This window comes from Curtobacterium sp. Leaf154, from assembly GCF_001424595.1.
In the GTDB taxonomy this organism is placed as follows: domain Bacteria; phylum Actinomycetota; class Actinomycetes; order Actinomycetales; family Microbacteriaceae; genus Curtobacterium; species Curtobacterium poinsettiae.
The window spans coordinates 162908-178189 of sequence record NZ_LMOS01000005.1 but is presented as its reverse complement, the minus strand read 5'-3'; the positions used below and the strand labels follow the sequence as shown (position 1 = coordinate 178189).

14 protein-coding genes and 1 tRNA gene are annotated in these 15282 nt (G+C 72.3%); 14 read left to right on the top strand and 1 reads right to left on the bottom strand.

Features of this window, described 5'->3' with window-relative positions; all coding sequences use genetic code 11:
- The first annotated feature begins 101 nt into the window (after window positions 1-101).
- Window positions 102-3062: an Rne/Rng family ribonuclease gene (locus ASF75_RS11030; protein ID WP_056071359.1), complete on the top strand. Its 2961-nt coding sequence runs from the start codon at window positions 102-104 to the stop codon at window positions 3060-3062.
- 1 nt (window position 3063) lies between these two features.
- Window positions 3064-3996: a hypothetical protein gene (locus tag ASF75_RS11025; protein ID WP_056071356.1), complete on the top strand. Its 933-nt coding sequence runs from the start codon at window positions 3064-3066 to the stop codon at window positions 3994-3996.
- An 84-nt stretch (window positions 3997-4080) separates the two neighbouring features.
- Here ASF75_RS11025 and ASF75_RS11020 read toward each other — a convergent pair whose 3' ends face one another.
- Window positions 4081-4353, bottom strand: coding sequence for a DUF4031 domain-containing protein (locus tag ASF75_RS11020; protein ID WP_017885978.1), 273 nt, complete (start codon window positions 4351-4353; stop codon window positions 4081-4083).
- Between the two features lie 179 nt (window positions 4354-4532).
- Here ASF75_RS11020 and rplU point away from each other — a divergent pair, with 179 nt between their 5' ends.
- The 12 genes from rplU to ASF75_RS10960 all read left to right on the top strand — a co-directional run bounded on the left by rplU (window position 4533) and on the right by ASF75_RS10960 (window position 15253).
- Complete coding sequence (gene rplU, locus ASF75_RS11015) at window positions 4533-4841, top strand: 50S ribosomal protein L21 (RefSeq protein ID WP_027464715.1); 309 nt, start codon at window positions 4533-4535, stop codon at window positions 4839-4841.
- A 12-nt stretch (window positions 4842-4853) separates the two neighbouring features.
- Complete coding sequence (rpmA, locus tag ASF75_RS11010; RefSeq protein WP_017885976.1) at window positions 4854-5105, top strand: 50S ribosomal protein L27; 252 nt, start codon at window positions 4854-4856, stop codon at window positions 5103-5105.
- Window positions 5106-5209: 104 nt separating this feature from the next.
- A complete protein-coding gene (obgE, locus tag ASF75_RS11005) occupies window positions 5210-6787 on the top strand; it encodes a GTPase ObgE (protein WP_056071353.1) in 1578 nt (525 codons plus the stop codon).
- A gap of 7 nt (window positions 6788-6794) precedes the next feature.
- A complete protein-coding gene (proB, locus tag ASF75_RS11000) occupies window positions 6795-7613 on the top strand; it encodes a glutamate 5-kinase (RefSeq protein ID WP_056071350.1) in 819 nt (272 codons plus the stop codon).
- 797 nt (window positions 7614-8410) lie between these two features.
- Window positions 8411-9676: a glutamate-5-semialdehyde dehydrogenase gene (locus tag ASF75_RS10995; RefSeq protein WP_056071348.1), complete on the top strand. Its 1266-nt coding sequence runs from the start codon at window positions 8411-8413 to the stop codon at window positions 9674-9676.
- Window positions 9677-9716: 40 nt separating this feature from the next.
- On the top strand, window positions 9717-9917 hold the full coding sequence (locus ASF75_RS10990) for a hypothetical protein (protein WP_017885971.1): 201 nt from the start codon (window positions 9717-9719) through the stop codon (window positions 9915-9917).
- A gap of 11 nt (window positions 9918-9928) precedes the next feature.
- Window positions 9929-10528, top strand: a complete 600-nt coding sequence (nadD, locus tag ASF75_RS10985; RefSeq protein ID WP_082046874.1) for a nicotinate-nucleotide adenylyltransferase — start codon at window positions 9929-9931, stop codon at window positions 10526-10528.
- Window positions 10525-12057, top strand: a complete 1533-nt coding sequence (locus ASF75_RS10980) for a hypothetical protein (RefSeq protein ID WP_056071345.1) — start codon at window positions 10525-10527, stop codon at window positions 12055-12057. Before nadD ends, ASF75_RS10980 begins: the two co-directional genes overlap by 4 nt.
- A 132-nt stretch (window positions 12058-12189) precedes the next feature.
- Window positions 12190-12564, top strand: coding sequence for a ribosome silencing factor (gene rsfS, locus ASF75_RS10975; protein ID WP_017885969.1), 375 nt, complete (start codon window positions 12190-12192; stop codon window positions 12562-12564).
- Window positions 12565-12672: 108 nt separating this feature from the next.
- A tRNA-Ala gene (locus ASF75_RS10970) sits at window positions 12673-12745 on the top strand.
- A gap of 82 nt (window positions 12746-12827) precedes the next feature.
- Complete coding sequence (locus ASF75_RS10965; RefSeq protein ID WP_056071341.1) at window positions 12828-13751, top strand: aldose 1-epimerase family protein; 924 nt, start codon at window positions 12828-12830, stop codon at window positions 13749-13751.
- A complete protein-coding gene (locus tag ASF75_RS10960) occupies window positions 13730-15253 on the top strand; it encodes an anthranilate synthase component I family protein (protein WP_056071338.1) in 1524 nt (507 codons plus the stop codon). The genes ASF75_RS10965 and ASF75_RS10960 overlap by 22 nt, the downstream gene beginning before the upstream one ends.
- Window positions 15254-15282: the final 29 nt, after the last annotated feature.

The window sequence follows — 15282 nt, the reverse complement described above, 5'->3', positions numbered from 1 at the left end:
GTCACGAGACAGCGAGCGCGGGGGCGTCGACGCCGCCCGCCACGACACAGAATTCCCGCCACCCGAAAGGGTGCGAGTGGGGCCGAGGAGTGCACCAGTCCATGGTGGAGCAGAACAACGACAACACGACCAACGACGAGAACGCGCCGAAGCGCCGGAGCCGCCTGTTCGGCGGTCGCCGCGCCCGGTCGTCCGGCCAGGAGGCCCGTGGGGTAGCCGATCAGGCACCCCACGCCGACGAGACGCTCGCGCTGACGGGCGGCGCTGACGCCCGTCCCGCGGCCAGCGTCGCGTCGCCCGGCTCGCCGGACTCTCCCGATTCGCCGGACTCGCCCGACTCCCCGGCATCGCCGGCGTCGCCCGTCGAGCCGACCGACACCGGGGCGGTCTCCGTCGCGGTCGAGGCCGTCGCCGACAGCGGTGCCGAGCCGCACGACGTGAGCACGCTGACCGGTGACCTGCCGGTCGTGACGGGCGACCAGTCGGGCACCGTGACCGACGGGGCGGACGCGGACCGCGCCTCCCGTCCGACCGAGGCCGCGCCCACGGCCGAGGCGAGCGACGACGCGGCACCAGCCGACGAGCCGTTCGTGCCGAAGGCCACGAGCACGCTCAGCCTGATCTTCCACGCCCCGGTGCTGCCGGACCTGCCGCAGCGCGCGCCCCGGTTCGAGCGCGACCGCGATCGTGACCGCGACCGCGACGGGGACGACCGCTACGACCGCGAAGACCGCTTCGACCGCGACCGTGACGACCGCGACGACCAGGGCGGTTCCCGCCGTCGCTCGCGTCGCCGTGGCTCGAGCGCCGACCGCGAGGCCCGCGAGCCGCGCGACCACCAGGAGCCGCGCCGTCGCGAGCCGGAGCTCATCACCGAGCCGCAGCGCATCAAGGGTTCGACCCGTCTCGAGGCGAAGAAGCAGCGTCGTCGCGACGGTCGCGACGCCGGACGCCGCCGCCAGGTGGTCAGCGAGGACGAGTTCCTCGCGCGCCGGGAGAGCGTCGACCGCCAGATGATCGTCCGCTCCAGCTCGTCGACGATCGAGATCGGCGTGCTCGAGGACGGCATCCTCGCCGAGCATTACATCACCAAGTCCGAGAACGTGTCGCTCATCGGCAACGTCTACCTCGGCAAGGTGCAGAACGTCCTGCCCTCGATGGAGGCCGCGTTCGTCGACATCGGCCGCGGCCGGAACGCCGTGCTCTACGCCGGCGAGGTCGACTGGAACTCGGTCGACACCAGCCACGGTCGCCGCATCGAGGCAGCCCTCAAGCCGGGCGACAAGGTCCTGGTGCAGGTCACGAAGGACCCGGTCGGCCACAAGGGCGCCCGTCTGACCAGCCAGGTCTCGCTGCCCGGTCGCTACCTGGTCTACGTGCCGAACGGCTCGATGAACGGGATCTCGCGCAAGCTGCCGGACACCGAGCGTGCCCGTCTGAAGAAGATCCTGAAGGAGGTCCTGCCGGAGCACGCGGGCGTCATCGTGCGCACCGCTGCCGAGGGAGCCACCGAGGAGCAGCTCACCCGCGACGTGCAGCGCCTGACCAGCCAGTGGGAGGCCATCCAGAAGAAGGTCGCCGGTGGCCAGGCCCCGGTGATGCTGCACTCGGAGCCCGACCTGCTCATCAAGATCGTCCGCGACGTCTTCAACGAGGACTTCACGAAGCTGATCATCGACGGCGAGGCCGCCGGCGGCACCATCGACGAGTACCTGACGGCCGTCGCCCCGGACCTGAAGGACCGCGTCGTCCGCTACGACGGCCCCGACTCCTTCGAGGAGTTCCGCCTCAACGAGCAGATCGACAAGGCGCTCGACCGCAAGGTCTGGCTGCCCTCCGGTGGTTCGCTCGTCATCGACCGCACCGAGGCGATGACGGTCGTCGACGTCAACACCGGCAAGTTCGTCGGTTCCGGCGGCAACCTCGAAGAGACGGTCACGAAGAACAACCTCGAGGCCGCCGAGGAGATCGTCCGGCAGCTGCGCCTGCGTGACATCGGCGGCATCATCGTCGTCGACTTCATCGACATGGTGCTCGAGGAGAACCGCGACCTCGTGCTCCGCCGTCTGGTCGAGTGCCTGAGCCGCGACCGCACGAAGCACCAGGTCGCCGAGATCACCTCGCTCGGCCTGGTGCAGATGACCCGCAAGAAGATCGGTGTCGGTCTGCGCGAGTCGCTCGACGAGGTCAACGCCAAGATCAACGACAACAACGCCGACCCGGGTCCGAGCAAGGGCCGTCGCAAGGGTCGTGGCGGGAACGGCAACGAGAACGGCCGCTCCGGCAACGGCGGCAACGGCACCGGGAACTCCGGTTCGTCGGGGTCCTCGTCGAACGGTGGGTCGAGCCAGGCGCACCAGATCACCGACGACGTGAAGAACGCGCTGTCCCGGATCGCCGCCTCGACCCTGTCGCACGACGAGCAGGAGGCCGCGGCCGCCGCGACCGAAGCCGAGGCGCCGTCCTCGGCGGACGCATCGACCAGCACGGACAGTGCGGGCGGCGAGCAGCCCACCGGTTCGAAGCGCCGTCGTCGGGGCCGTGGTGGGCGCGGGGGAGACCAGCAGACCGCTGCCGCCCCGGAGACCCCGGAGACCCCGGAGGCCCCCGAGGCCACCGAGGCGCCGGAGGCGCCCGCCGCCGAGCCCGTCGTCGAACCCGAGGCGCGCGCGCCGAAGGCCAGTGCGACGAAGGGCAGCGCCCCGAAGGCCGCCGCGCCGAACGTCACCGAGCCCGAGGTCGCGAGCGCACCGAAGGCGAAGGCCCCGGCCCGTCGTCGCGTGAGCTCGAGTGCCACGGTGACCCCGACCGACAACTCGGTGGCGATCCTGGACATCCCGATCGCCGCAGCGCCCAAGCGCGAGCCCCGCGCGGTCGCCCCGGACGCCGAGTCCCTGCTCGACTCGGTGCTCCAGGCCCTCCCTGAGCCGAAGCAGCCCGGACAGGGGCGCTCGCGTTCCCGCCGGGTCTCGTCGCCGAGCATCAGTGCGCCGGCCACGCCGACGGAGGAGCCGGTCGACGACGCCGACGGCTCCGACGGCGCTGTGATCCTGGGGAGCTGACGTGACGAACCCGGGCGACCCGCAGCAGCAGCGTGGGTACTACGGTGCGGGCTGGTCTCAGCCCGCACCGCCCGGCCCGGGTGGTCAGCAGCCGGGTGGGCAGCAGCCGCGTGGTCCGGTGCCGCCGCAGCAGGGTGGTGTGCCGCGGTACGGCCGCCAGCCCGGTGCGGGTGCGCCGTACGCCCCGCCGCGACCGCCCCGTGCTCCCGCCGACCCGCGGCGGGCCTTCGCGCCCGGTGCCTCGGTGACGAACACGGCCGGGGCGCTCATCGCGGTCGTCGCCCTGGTGCTCGTCGAGTTCGTGTCCGGGCTCTTCGGTCTGCTCGGCACCTCGCTCGTGGTCAGCCCGTTCCAGCACTACGGCGCGGGGACGAGCCTGCTCGGCAGCTTCACGACCAGTGTGTTCGTGGCGCCGTTCCCGTACTACGCCGGGGCGTTCCTGGCCCTGGCCTTCCTGACGCCGATCGACCGCCGCAGCCCGCTGCCGAGGCTCCTGCTCCGCGTCGTGCTCGCCGGCGCCGCGGGCACGGTGGCCCTGATGCTGGTCGGCGTCTTCACCGGGTCCTTCGGCGCGGCCACCGCCGGCGGCTCCAAGCTCGTCATCGACGTGCTCACGCGTCCGCTGCAGAACGGGCTGCCGTTCACCGTGATGCTCCTGGCGACCGCCACGGCCGCCTGGCTCTGGCTCGGTCGCCCGCGCCGCGGCCCTGGCTCGTCGACGACCCCGGGCAGGCCGGGCACCGTCCGACCCGCCGACGCGGTCCCACCGTCGACGATCCAGCAGCAGCCACAGCAGCAGCCGCCCGCACCCTACGGGCAGGGACGCGTCCAGCCCGACCCGCACGGCCAGTACGGCGGGCAGTACGGCGCCGGACCGCGCTCCGACCAGCAGCAGCCCCCGGCGAACCCCTGGGGCGGCCCAGCGCCCCGCTGAGCCCGCTCGCGGGCCTTGTGAGCCGGCTGCGCACCGTGCGAGGTGCGGGCCGGGCAGACCCGCACCGCGCCTCCTGGCGGGCGCTCAGAGGCCGCGCTTGTCCCGCTGCGCCACGCGCAGCCCACTGCGGATCAACCGCAGCACGAGCTCGCGACCGGTGACGGCCGAGGCGCCGGCGGCCACCAGTTCGTCGTACCGCGAGAGCGGGACGTCGTAGTGGTCGTGGTCGAACGCGCGGGGCGGCACGCCGGCCCGCGCAGCGAACGCGTGGAGTTCCGCGTAGGATTCATCACTGACGAGGTGCGACCACAGTGTGTCGTGGGCGGGCCACGTCGGTGGGTCGATCAACACGGTCACCGTGCAATCGTACGGGTGTCGCCGTTTGACCGGACCCAGGGTGATCGAGTATTCTCGGTCCCTGGTGTCAGCGGGCCGTTCTGCCTGCGTCGCCGATCGGGCCCGGCCTTCCGGGAGCCGCTCGTGCAGAAGTGGGCACCCGAGACTTCCCTCAAGCAGAGTTACGTAAGGATTTCCACGTGGTTTACGCAGTAGTGCGCGCCGGCGGCCGTCAGGAGAAGGTCGAGGTCGGCACCATCCTGACCATCGACCGTGCCAAGGCGGACGACAAGGGCAACATCGACCTCGCCCCCGTGCTCCTCGTGGACGGTGACAAGATCACGTCGGCGGCTTCCGAGCTCGCGAACGTGACCGTCACCGCCGAGGTGCTCGACGACCTCCGTGGTCCCAAGGTCATCATCCAGAAGTTCAAGAACAAGACCGGGTACAAGAAGCGCCAGGGTTTCCGCGCTGAGCTGACCCGCGTCAAGATCACCAAGATCGCGTAAGGGAGTCAACTCATGGCACACAAGAAGGGTGCGAGTTCCACTCGCAACGGTCGTGACTCGAACGCACAGCGCCTCGGCGTGAAGCGCTTCGGTGGCGAGGTCGTCAACGCCGGCGAGATCATCGTCCGCCAGCGCGGCACCCACTTCCACCCCGGCGCCAACGTCGGCCGTGGTGGCGACGACACGCTGTTCGCCCTCTCGTCCGGTTCGGTCGAGTTCGGCACCAAGGGTGGCCGCAAGGTCATCAACATCGTCAACGCGTAGTCGTTCGAACGACTGCAGCTGGAGGGGCGGGCCGAGTGCCCGCCCCTCCTTCGCTTTTCCCGCCGACGATCCCGTCGGCACAACGAAACACCTGGAGTGGACCCATGGCGACCTTCGTCGACCGCGTGACCCTGCACCTCAGCGCGGGGCACGGCGGCAACGGCTGCGTGTCGGTCCGCCGTGAGAAGTTCAAGCCCCTGGCCGGGCCCGACGGCGGCAACGGCGGTGACGGCGGCGACATCGTGCTCGTGGCTGACCCGCAGGTGACGACGCTGCTCGGCTACCACCGTTCCCCGCACCGCTCGTCGAAGAACGGCCAGCCCGGCATGGGCGACCACCGCAGCGGTGTCAGCGGCGAGGTCCTCGAGCTCCCGATGCCCGTCGGCACCGTGGTGTACGACGAATCCGGCGAAGTGATCGCCGACCTCACCGAGCCCGGCATGCGCGTCGTCGTGGCCCCCGGTGGGCAGGGTGGCCTCGGCAACGCGGCGCTCTCCACCACCAAGCGCAAGGCCCCCGGCTTCGCGCTGCTCGGCACCGAGGGCTGGGCGGGGGACATCAGCCTCGAGCTGAAGACCATCGCCGACGTCGCCCTCGTCGGGTTCCCGAGCGCCGGCAAGTCCTCGCTGATCGCGGCGGTCTCGGCCGCCAAGCCGAAGATCGCGGACTACCCGTTCACCACCCTCACCCCGAACCTGGGCGTCGTCGAGTCCGGCGACACCCGCTTCACCGTCGCCGACGTCCCCGGTCTGATCGAGGGCGCGTCCGAGGGCAAGGGCCTCGGCCTGGAGTTCCTGCGGCACGTCGAGCGGTGCGAGGCACTGCTCCACGTGATCGACTGCGCCACGCTCGACCCGGGCCGCGACCCGATCAGCGACCTCGACGTCATCCTCGGCGAACTCGAGCGCTACCCGGTCCCCGAGGGCCAGGTGCCGCTGCTCGAGCGCCCGCAGCTCATCGCCCTGAACAAGATCGACGTGCCCGAGGCGCAGGAGCTCGCCGAGTTCGTCACCGCCGAGCTCGAGGGCCGCGGCTACCGCGTCTTCCCGATCTCCACGGCGTCCCGCAAGGGCCTCCGCGAGCTGACGTTCGCCCTGGCGGACGTGGTCGAGCAGGCCCGCGCCACCCGTGCGGCCGAGCCGGTGCCGGAGCGCATCGTCCTGCGCCCCCGCTCGGTCAACGAGAAGCCCTTCACCGTGCGCGCCGAGGGCGGCGAGGAGCACCGCTTCTACCGCGTCCGCGGCGCCAAGCCGGAGCGCTGGGTCCAGCAGACCGACTTCACCAACGAAGAGGCGATCGGCTACCTGGCCGACCGGCTCGCGAAGCTCGGCGTCGAGGACGGTCTGTTCAAGGCCGGAGCCGTCGCCGGGTCGACCGTCGTCATCGGTGGCGACGGCGGCATGGTGTTCGACTGGGAGCCCACGCTCACGTCGACCGCGGAGCTCATCACGAGTGCCCGTGGCACCGACGCCCGCATCGGTGCGACCTCGCGTCCGACCCGCAACGAGCGGCGCGAGGAGTACTTCGAGCGGATGGACGCCAAGGCCGCCGCCCGTGCCGAGCTCGAGCAGGAGCGCGTCTCCGGGCTCTGGGTGGACGACGACGTCGTGACCAGTGACCAGCTCGGCACCGGCGACCAGTTCGACGGCGACCAGGTCGAGACCAGCGACCAGAAGGACTGACCGCGGCATGACCGACACGACCGCCCGCACCGACCTCGGACCCGTCACCCGGCGCGAGGACATCCCGCGTGCGCGGCGGATCGTGGTCAAGGTCGGCTCGTCGTCGGTCAGCGGTGACGCCGCCGGGCAGATCGGCCCGCTGGTGGACGCCCTGGCGGCGGCCTACGGGCGGGGCACCGAGGTGGTGCTCGTGTCGTCCGGTGCGATCGCGACCGGGTTCCCGTTCCTCGGGCTCCAGGGGCGGCCGGACGACCTGGCCACGCAGCAGGCGGCGGCGGCCACCGGGCAGAACGTCCTGATGTTCCGGTACCAGAAGGAACTCGACCGGCACGGTGTCGTCGCGGCGCAGATCCTGCTCACGGCGGGCGACCTGCAGAACCCCACGCACCGGGTGAACGCCCAGCGCGCCATCGACCGGTTGCTCGCGCTGCGAGTGCTGCCGATCGTGAACGAGAACGACACCGTCGCCACCCACGAGATCCGCTTCGGCGACAACGACCGGCTCGCGGCCCTGGTGGCTCGGCTGCTCGGTGCCGATGCCCTGGTGCTGCTCTCCGACGTCGAGGCGCTCTACACGGCACCCCCGGAGCAGCCCGGTGCGACCCGCATCGACGAGGTGCCGTTCGGCGACGAGCTGGCCGGGGTCACCTTCGGGTCGATCGGCACGGCCGGCGTCGGTACCGGGGGAGCGGGGACCAAGGTCGCCGCCGCGCGACTCGCGGCCGAGGCGGGCACCGCGGTACTCGTGACCGACACGGCGCTGGTGGACCGCGCCCTGGCGGGCGAACACGTCGGCACCTGGTTCCACGCCGCGCCGCGCCGCTGAGGGCGGGCCGGTCCGCGCGACTGGCAGGGACTGGTCACGACTCCCCGTTGTGACGTCGTCGACTGGTCGGGGACCGTCGGCGCGGGCGTCGCGGAGCGACGGTCTGCGACCGCTCGGCGGGCGTGATGCGACGTGTCGTGACCGGCGGGTGCAGGCAGTCGACGGGGTGGACGCGACCGCCTGGAGGGCCGGTGCGGGTGTCGGGACCGGTGGCGGGCCTCCAGGCGGTCACGACTCTCTGTCGGGTCACCGGTGCGTGGTCGGGAATCGTCGCTTCGGTCGCCGCTGGGCGACGTTCTGTGACCACTCGGAGGGCGGGGGACGACGTGTCGTGACCGGTCGGCGGGGTGGACGCGACCGCCTGGAGGCCCGGTGCGGGTCCCGGGACCGGTGGCGGGCCTCCAGGCGGTCACGGCTCCCCGTCGGGACGGCGCTGACTGGTCGGGGACCGTCGGCGCGGGCGTCGCGGAGCGACGGTCTGCGACCGCTCGGCGGGCGTGACGCGACGTGTCGTGACCGGCGGGTCCAGGCAGTCGACGGGGTGGACGCGACCGCCTGGAGGGCCGGTGCGGGTGTCGGGACCGGTGGCGGGCCTCCGGGCGGTCACGACTCCCCGTCGGGTCACCGGCGCGTGGTCGGGAACCGTCGTTGCGGTCGCCGCTGGGCGACGGTCTGCGACCGCTCGGCGAACGGGGGACGACGTGTCGTGACCGACCGGAACGGCGGACCGGGCCTGGAGGCGCGGCGAGCATCCGGCACGCCCGTCACGACCCGGGTGGCGGACCTACAATCGGTCCATGTCGTCGATCGCGCCCGCCCCGACCCTGACCGACAAGCTCGTGGCGGCACGCGCCGCCTCGTCGGCGCTCGCGACCGCCACGACCGCGGTCAAGGACGCGGCCCTCGCGGCGATCGCCTCGGCGGTGCGTGCAGCGACGGACGAGATCGTCGCCGCCAACCACGACGACCTCGTCGCGGGTGAGGACGGCGGCCTGTCGTCGGGGCTGCTCGACCGGCTGCGGCTCGACCCGGTCCGGATCGAGACCCTGGCTGCCGCGGTCGAGCACGTCGTCGGGCTCACCGACCCCGTGGGGGAGCACGTGCGCGGGTCGCAGCTGCCGAACGGGCTCCAGCTCACCCAGGTGCGTGTGCCGTTCGGTGTCGTCGGGGCCATCTACGAGGCACGCCCGAACGTCACCGTCGACATCGCTTCGCTCGCACTCAAGTCGGGCAACGCCGTCGTGCTCCGCGGTGGATCGGCGGCCCAGCACACGAACGCCGTGCTCGTCGCCCGGATCCAGGACGCGGTCGAGTCGGTCGGACTGCCCCGCGACCTGGTGCAGACCATCGACGAGTTCGGCCGCGCCGGCGCCACCGAGCTCATGCGTGCCCGCGGGCTGGTCGACGTGCTGATCCCACGGGGGAGCGCCGCGCTCATCCAGACAGTCGTCACCGAGTCGCAGGTGCCCGTCATCGAGACCGGCGCGGGCGTCGTGCACGTGTTCCTCGACGCGTCCGCGCCGGAGCAGCGTGCGGTCGACATCGTGCTGAACAGCAAGGTGCAGCGACCGAGCGTGTGCAACGCCCTCGAGACCCTGCTGGTGCACGAGGCGGCGGCCGAGCGACTCCTGCCGGTGCTGGCGGACCGGCTGCGGGCATCCGGCGTCACGCTGCGCGGCGACGACGCCACCCGGGCGATCGTGCCCGGGGTGCTCCGAGCCACCGACGCCGACTGGGCGACCGAGTCGATGGACCTCGACTTGTCGATCCGCGTCGTGCCCGACGTCGACGCGGCGATGGCGCACATCGCCCGGTGGTCCACGCACCACACGGAGTCGATCGTCACGAACGACGTCGACACCGCCGAGCGGTTCCTGGCGAGCGTCGACTCGGCGGTGGTGATGGTGAACGCCTCGACCCGGTTCACCGACGGCGGTGCGTTCGGCTTCGGGGCCGAGGTCGGCATCTCGACGCAGAAGCTGCACGCGCGCGGTCCGATGGGGCTGCCGGAGCTCACGAGCACGAAGTGGATCGTGCGCGGCTCCGGGCAGATCCGCGGCTAGACTGAACGGCGTCTTTCCCCGACCGAACGGAGCACGAACGATGACCCTCCTCGCAGAAGCTGCTGAGCACGCCTCCGGGGCGCCCGCGTTCGTGTTCCCCATGGTCGGCGCCCTCTTCTTCATCTTCCTCGGCTTCGTGACCTGGAGCTTCCGCGACGTGGCGTACCGTCACTCCCAGAAGTTCGAGGCCACCCGCCACAACGAGTCGGGTGTCGACGAGTTCGGTCACACCAAGATCTGACCGACCACTCGATGCTCGAGACCACCGGACGGCCACGCATCGGCGTGATGGGTGGCACGTTCGACCCCATCCACCACGGGCACCTGGTCGCGGCGTCCGAGGTGGCGCGGGCGTTCGACCTCGACGAGGTCGTCTTCGTCCCCACCGGGCAGCCGTACATGAAGTCCGACGTCACCGACGCCGAGCACCGGTACCTGATGACCGTCATCGCCACCGCGTCGAACCCGATGTTCACCGTCAGCCGCGTGGACATCGACCGTCCGGGGCCGACGTACACCGTCGACACGCTGCAGGACCTGCACGAACAACGACCGGATGCCCAGCTCGTCTTCATCTCGGGCGCAGACGCCGTTCAGCAGATCGTCGACTGGAAAGACCATGATGGACTCTGGGACCTGGCACACTTCGTCGCCGTGACGCGTCCGGGACACGCCTTGAGCATCACCGGATTGCCCGAGCGGGACGTAAGCTTGCTCGAGGTCCCTGCACTGGCCATATCGTCGACGGATTGCCGTGACCGGGTTCGACGGGGTTCCCCCGTCTGGTACTTGGTTCCCGACGGTGTCGTCCAGTACATCTCCAAGCACCATCTGTATCGGAGCGTTGCATGAGTTCGTCCGACGCGCAGCCGCCCCTGTCGCGGCGCCAGGCGCGCGAGCGGGAGCGTGCCGCCGCGGCCGGTTCGCAGCCCGCGACGCCGCCCCCGACCGTCGCCACGCCCGCGGCCGAGACCCCCGAGTCCCGTCGTCGCCCCGGGTCGCACGTCGCCCCCGCACCAGGCGGCCCTGCCCAGTCGTCCACGCCGGGTTCGGCGCAGGATGCCCCGGGCTCCGCGCCGTCCGTCCCGGTGTCGGCGCCCGCGGCCGGTGTGCCGCCGTTCCCGCCGGCGTCCGCGACCGAGATCGTCCCCGGCAGCGGTGGACTCACCCGTCGGCAGATCCGGCAGCTCCGCGCCGCCGAGCGCCAGGCGGTCCTGCCGGTCCCGCTGCAGAACCCCACGCCGCAGTCCTCCGACCGCACCGTCGAGGACGTCATCGGCTCGGTCGACACGATCGACCCCGCCGCGGCGCAGCAGAGCATTCCGGATGCCGAGGCCGAGCGCGACGAGCAGTCCGCTGCGCCGACGGTCCTCGACCAGGCCGCGGTCGCGCAAGCCACCGAGGCCGACGGGTCCCCGGACGCGATCGAGGCCCTCGACGAGGCCGCTGCGCATGCCGAGGAGCCCCGCCGCCACCGCTCGACGTGGTCGCCGCCCGTCGACTCCGACTCGGACGGCACCCACTCGGACGGCACCCACTCGGACGGCACCGAATTGGACGCCACCGACTCGGACGCCACCGACCCGGACGCCACCGCACCCGAGGCGTCGGTCCTCGACGCCCCGGCGGACGACGCGACCGACGATGCCCAGGCCGACGAGACGCCCGCCGACGCTCCGGCCGGGTCGGCCGACACCGCGCCCGGGTCGCGGCCCGCCGTCACGCCCGTCCCGATCCCGACGAACGCCGCAGCAGGGACCCCCGCGGTGTTCCCGCTCTCGCTCGACGCCGAGGACGACGACACGAACGAGGTCCCGCTGCCCGGCGCCGTGACCGAGGCCCCGAAGGCCCCCGCCGCGTTCCAGCGGCCCACCGAGCCGAAGCCGGTGACCACGGCCTTCGCGCCGCCCGCCGGCCACTGGTCGCAGCAGGCGCACGACTCGAACGACTCCGAGGTGCACGATGCCGAGACCGGCACCCGCCGCGTCGCCGTGACGAACACCAACGCGATCATCCTGCCGAACTCGGCCCTGGCCGACCCGACGGGTGCCCTCAACGCGACGGGCGAGGTGATCCTCACCGGATCGATCGACCTGCCGGCGTCGCTGTCGTCGACCGGGTCGCACCGTCCGATCGACGGGGCCGAGGTCGACCGCCTGCTCGAGCAGCAGGACGAGCAGCCCGAGACCGACGCCAGTCCGGTGCGGGCGAGCCGTGCGGTGTCCAGTCACACCTCGACCCGTCAGGTCGTGCTCGCCGCCGCCAAGCCGAAGGAGTCGCGAACGCCGCTCATCCTCGGTGTCGCGCTCGGCTCGGTCGGCATCGCCGCAGCGGCGGTCATCGTCGTCGCCCTCGTCACCACCCATGCGTTCGGCGGCTGACCGCTGCCGTCCCCGACGACCGTTCTCCACCACCCCGCCGACCCCGGCCTGGCCGCTGTCGGCGGGGTGGCTTATGATCGTGACCCATCAAGCGAACCGGCTGTCCGTCGGTTCGACGACCGGAAGGAATCCGTGACCGCCTCCACTCGCGCACTGGAACTCGCGCAGGCCGCAGCACTCGCGGCTGACGCCAAGCAGGCCGAGGACCTCGTCGCTCTCGACGTGACCGGGCCGCTGCAGCTCACGGACGTGTTCCTGCTCGCAACCGGTCGGAACGAGCGCAACGTGCAGTCCATCGCCGATGCCGTCGAGGAGCGCCTCCTCGAGCTCGGTGCCAAGACGCTCCGCCGCGAAGGCCGTGCCGAGGGCCGCTGGGTCCTCATCGATTTCGGTGACGTCATCGTGCACGTCTTCCACGACGAAGACCGCCAGTACTACTCGCTCGAGCGTCTCTGGGCCGACTGCCCGACCATCCCGCTCGAGCTCCCGGTGGACCACACCGCCTGATCAGCGACGCGCCCGGGTGGCGGCTTCGATTTCGTTGCCCGGCGTTCGCATGGTGTACGCTTCTATGGTGCCTCCGGGGAACCGGTTGGTGCAGAAGCAACACGATCTGGGTCTGTGGCGCAGCTGGTAGCGCACCTGCATGGCATGCAGGGGGTCAGGGGTTCGAGTCCCCTCAGATCCACCCGAAACCCCCGTCGTTCCTCGGAACGGCGGGGGTTTTCTCGTGCGCCGATCGCCACCCGGTGGCCCGATACGCTGAGCGCATGAGCAACGACGCGCCGCTGTCCGGGTCCCCACTGACGATCGCCTCCGCCGGCTACACGGCCGACATCGCCACGGTCGGAGCGACGCTGCGGACCCTGCGGCACGAGGGTCGTGACCTGGTCGTGCCGTTCGACGCCGACCAGGTCCGTCCGGTCTTCCGCGGCGCCGTCCTGGCTCCGTGGCCGAACCGGATCGTCGACGGCGAGTACTCCTTCGGCGGCGTCGACCACGAGCTGGCCCTCACCGAGCCGGCACGGCACCACGCCCTGCACGGACTCGTCGCGTGGACCGACTTCCGGGTGCAGGAGCAGGCGGACGACCGGGTCGTGCTCGTCACGACCGTGCAGGCGCAGGAAGGCTACCCGTACCGCGTCGAGGTCACCGTGGAGTACCGGCTCGACGCCGAGGGGCTGCACACGACGATCACCGGGACGAACACCGGGGCCCAGGCCGCGCCGTGGGGCACCGGCCCGCACCCGTACCTCGTGGCGGGTGCCGGCACCGTCGACGACTGGACCCTGACGCTCCCCGCCGCCCAGGTGCTCGAGGTGACGCCGGACCGGCTCATCCCGACCGACCTGGTCCCCGTCCACGACGAGTTCGACCTGCGCACGCCCACGCTGATCGGCGACCGGTTCATCGACCACGCCTTCACCGGGTTCGACCGCGACGCCGGCGGACTCGCCACGATCGCCGTCACGGCGGCGGACGGTCACGGGGTCCGTGCGACCTTCGGGCCGGAGTGCGGATGGGCCCAGGTGCACACCGCTGACCACGTCGTGCCCGAGTACCACCGCGCGGGTCTCGCCGTCGAGCCGATGACGTGCGCGCCCGACGCCTTCAACGACGGCGAGGACCGCGGCCTCGTGGTGCTCGCCCCCGGTGCCTCGCACGCCGCCGCATGGACGATCGCCGCGGTCTGACCGACCCCGACCCCGACCCCGGCGTCCGCGTCGAGGTCCGCCGACTCGACCCCGTCCCCGACCTGGCGGCCCTGGCGGCGCGGGTCTCGGGGGACCTGGTGTGGCTCGACTCCGGGCTGCCGGACGGTGCCCCCGCCACGGCCCGGCCCCGGGCGCGCTGGTCCGTGCTGGCTTGGACGGACGGGCCGTTCGCCGCTCGGTTCCGACACCAGGACCGCCGTGCGCACCTGACGGTCGCCGCGCCGGCCGAGGGGTGGTTCGGGCGGGTTCGTTCCGAGGGCCGTCCGGCCTTCGCGGTGCTCGCGGACCTGCTCGGCCGCACGCCCCGTCTGCCCGAGCCGGTCGACGGGTGCGGGTTCGCGCTCGGGTGGGTCGGGTTCCTCGGGTACGAGCTCGGCCGCGAGTCCGACGGCCCGGACCGCACCGCCGACGGGCACGCCGACGCTGACCTGCGGTTCGTCGACCGTGCCCTCGTCGTCGACCACACCGGTGACGCGTGGGCGCTGGCGCTCGTCGCCGACGCCGAACCGGAGGCCAGTGCGCACAACCGTGCGTGGCTCGAGGACGCGACCGCCCGCATGCCGTCGGCCGACGTCGGCGACGCGGCCACGGGCCTCCCGGCCGGGGTGTCCGCGGCGACCGGACGCGTGTCGCGCGCCGCCTACGAGCAAGCGGTCGACGTGTGCCGTGCGGAGATCCGCGAGGGGAACGCGTTCCAGGTCTGCCTCACCACCGCCTTCGCGGTCGGCCAGGAGGCCCGTGGCGGCCCCGGTACGGACCCGCACCTGGACGAGTACCTGCGGATGCGGGCGTCGGACCCCGTGCCGTTCGGCGCGTACCTGCGGCTCGGCCCGCTGCGCGTGGCGAGCCGGTCGCCGGAACGGTTCCTGCGGATCGACGCGGCCGGAGCGGTGCTCGCGGAGCCGATCAAGGGCACCCGACGGCGACTCGCCGACGCGGCGGCGGACGCGGCTGCGCGGGACGACCTGGCGACGAGCCCGAAGGACCGCGCCGAGAACGTGATGATCGTCGACCTGCTGCGGAACGACCTGCTGCGGACGGCGGTGCCCGGGTCGGTGCACGTCGAGCGGTTGTGCGAGGTCGAGACGTACGCCAGCGTGCACCAGCTGGTGTCGACGATCGGGGCGGTGCTGCCGCCGGGGGCGTCACGGGCCGACGTGGTGCACGCGGCGTTCCCACCGGGGTCGATGACGGGTGCGCCGAAGCGCAGCGCCACGGCGATCGCGGACCGGCTCGAGGGGGCTCCGCGCGGGGTGTACTCCGGCGCGATCGGGTACTTCTCGGCGAGCGGGGCGGTCGACCTGTCGGTGGCGATCCGTAGCCTCGTGACCGTGCTCGACGCGTCGGGGGCGGTGTGTTCCCGGACGCTGGGAGCCGGGGGAGCGGTGACGTGGTCCTCGGTGGCAGCGGACGAGGCGGACGAGGTCGAGACGAAGACGCGGTCGGTGCTCGGTGCAGTGGGGGCGGCCGTCGGCTGGTGACCTGACGCGTTTCGAACACGTGTTCGACA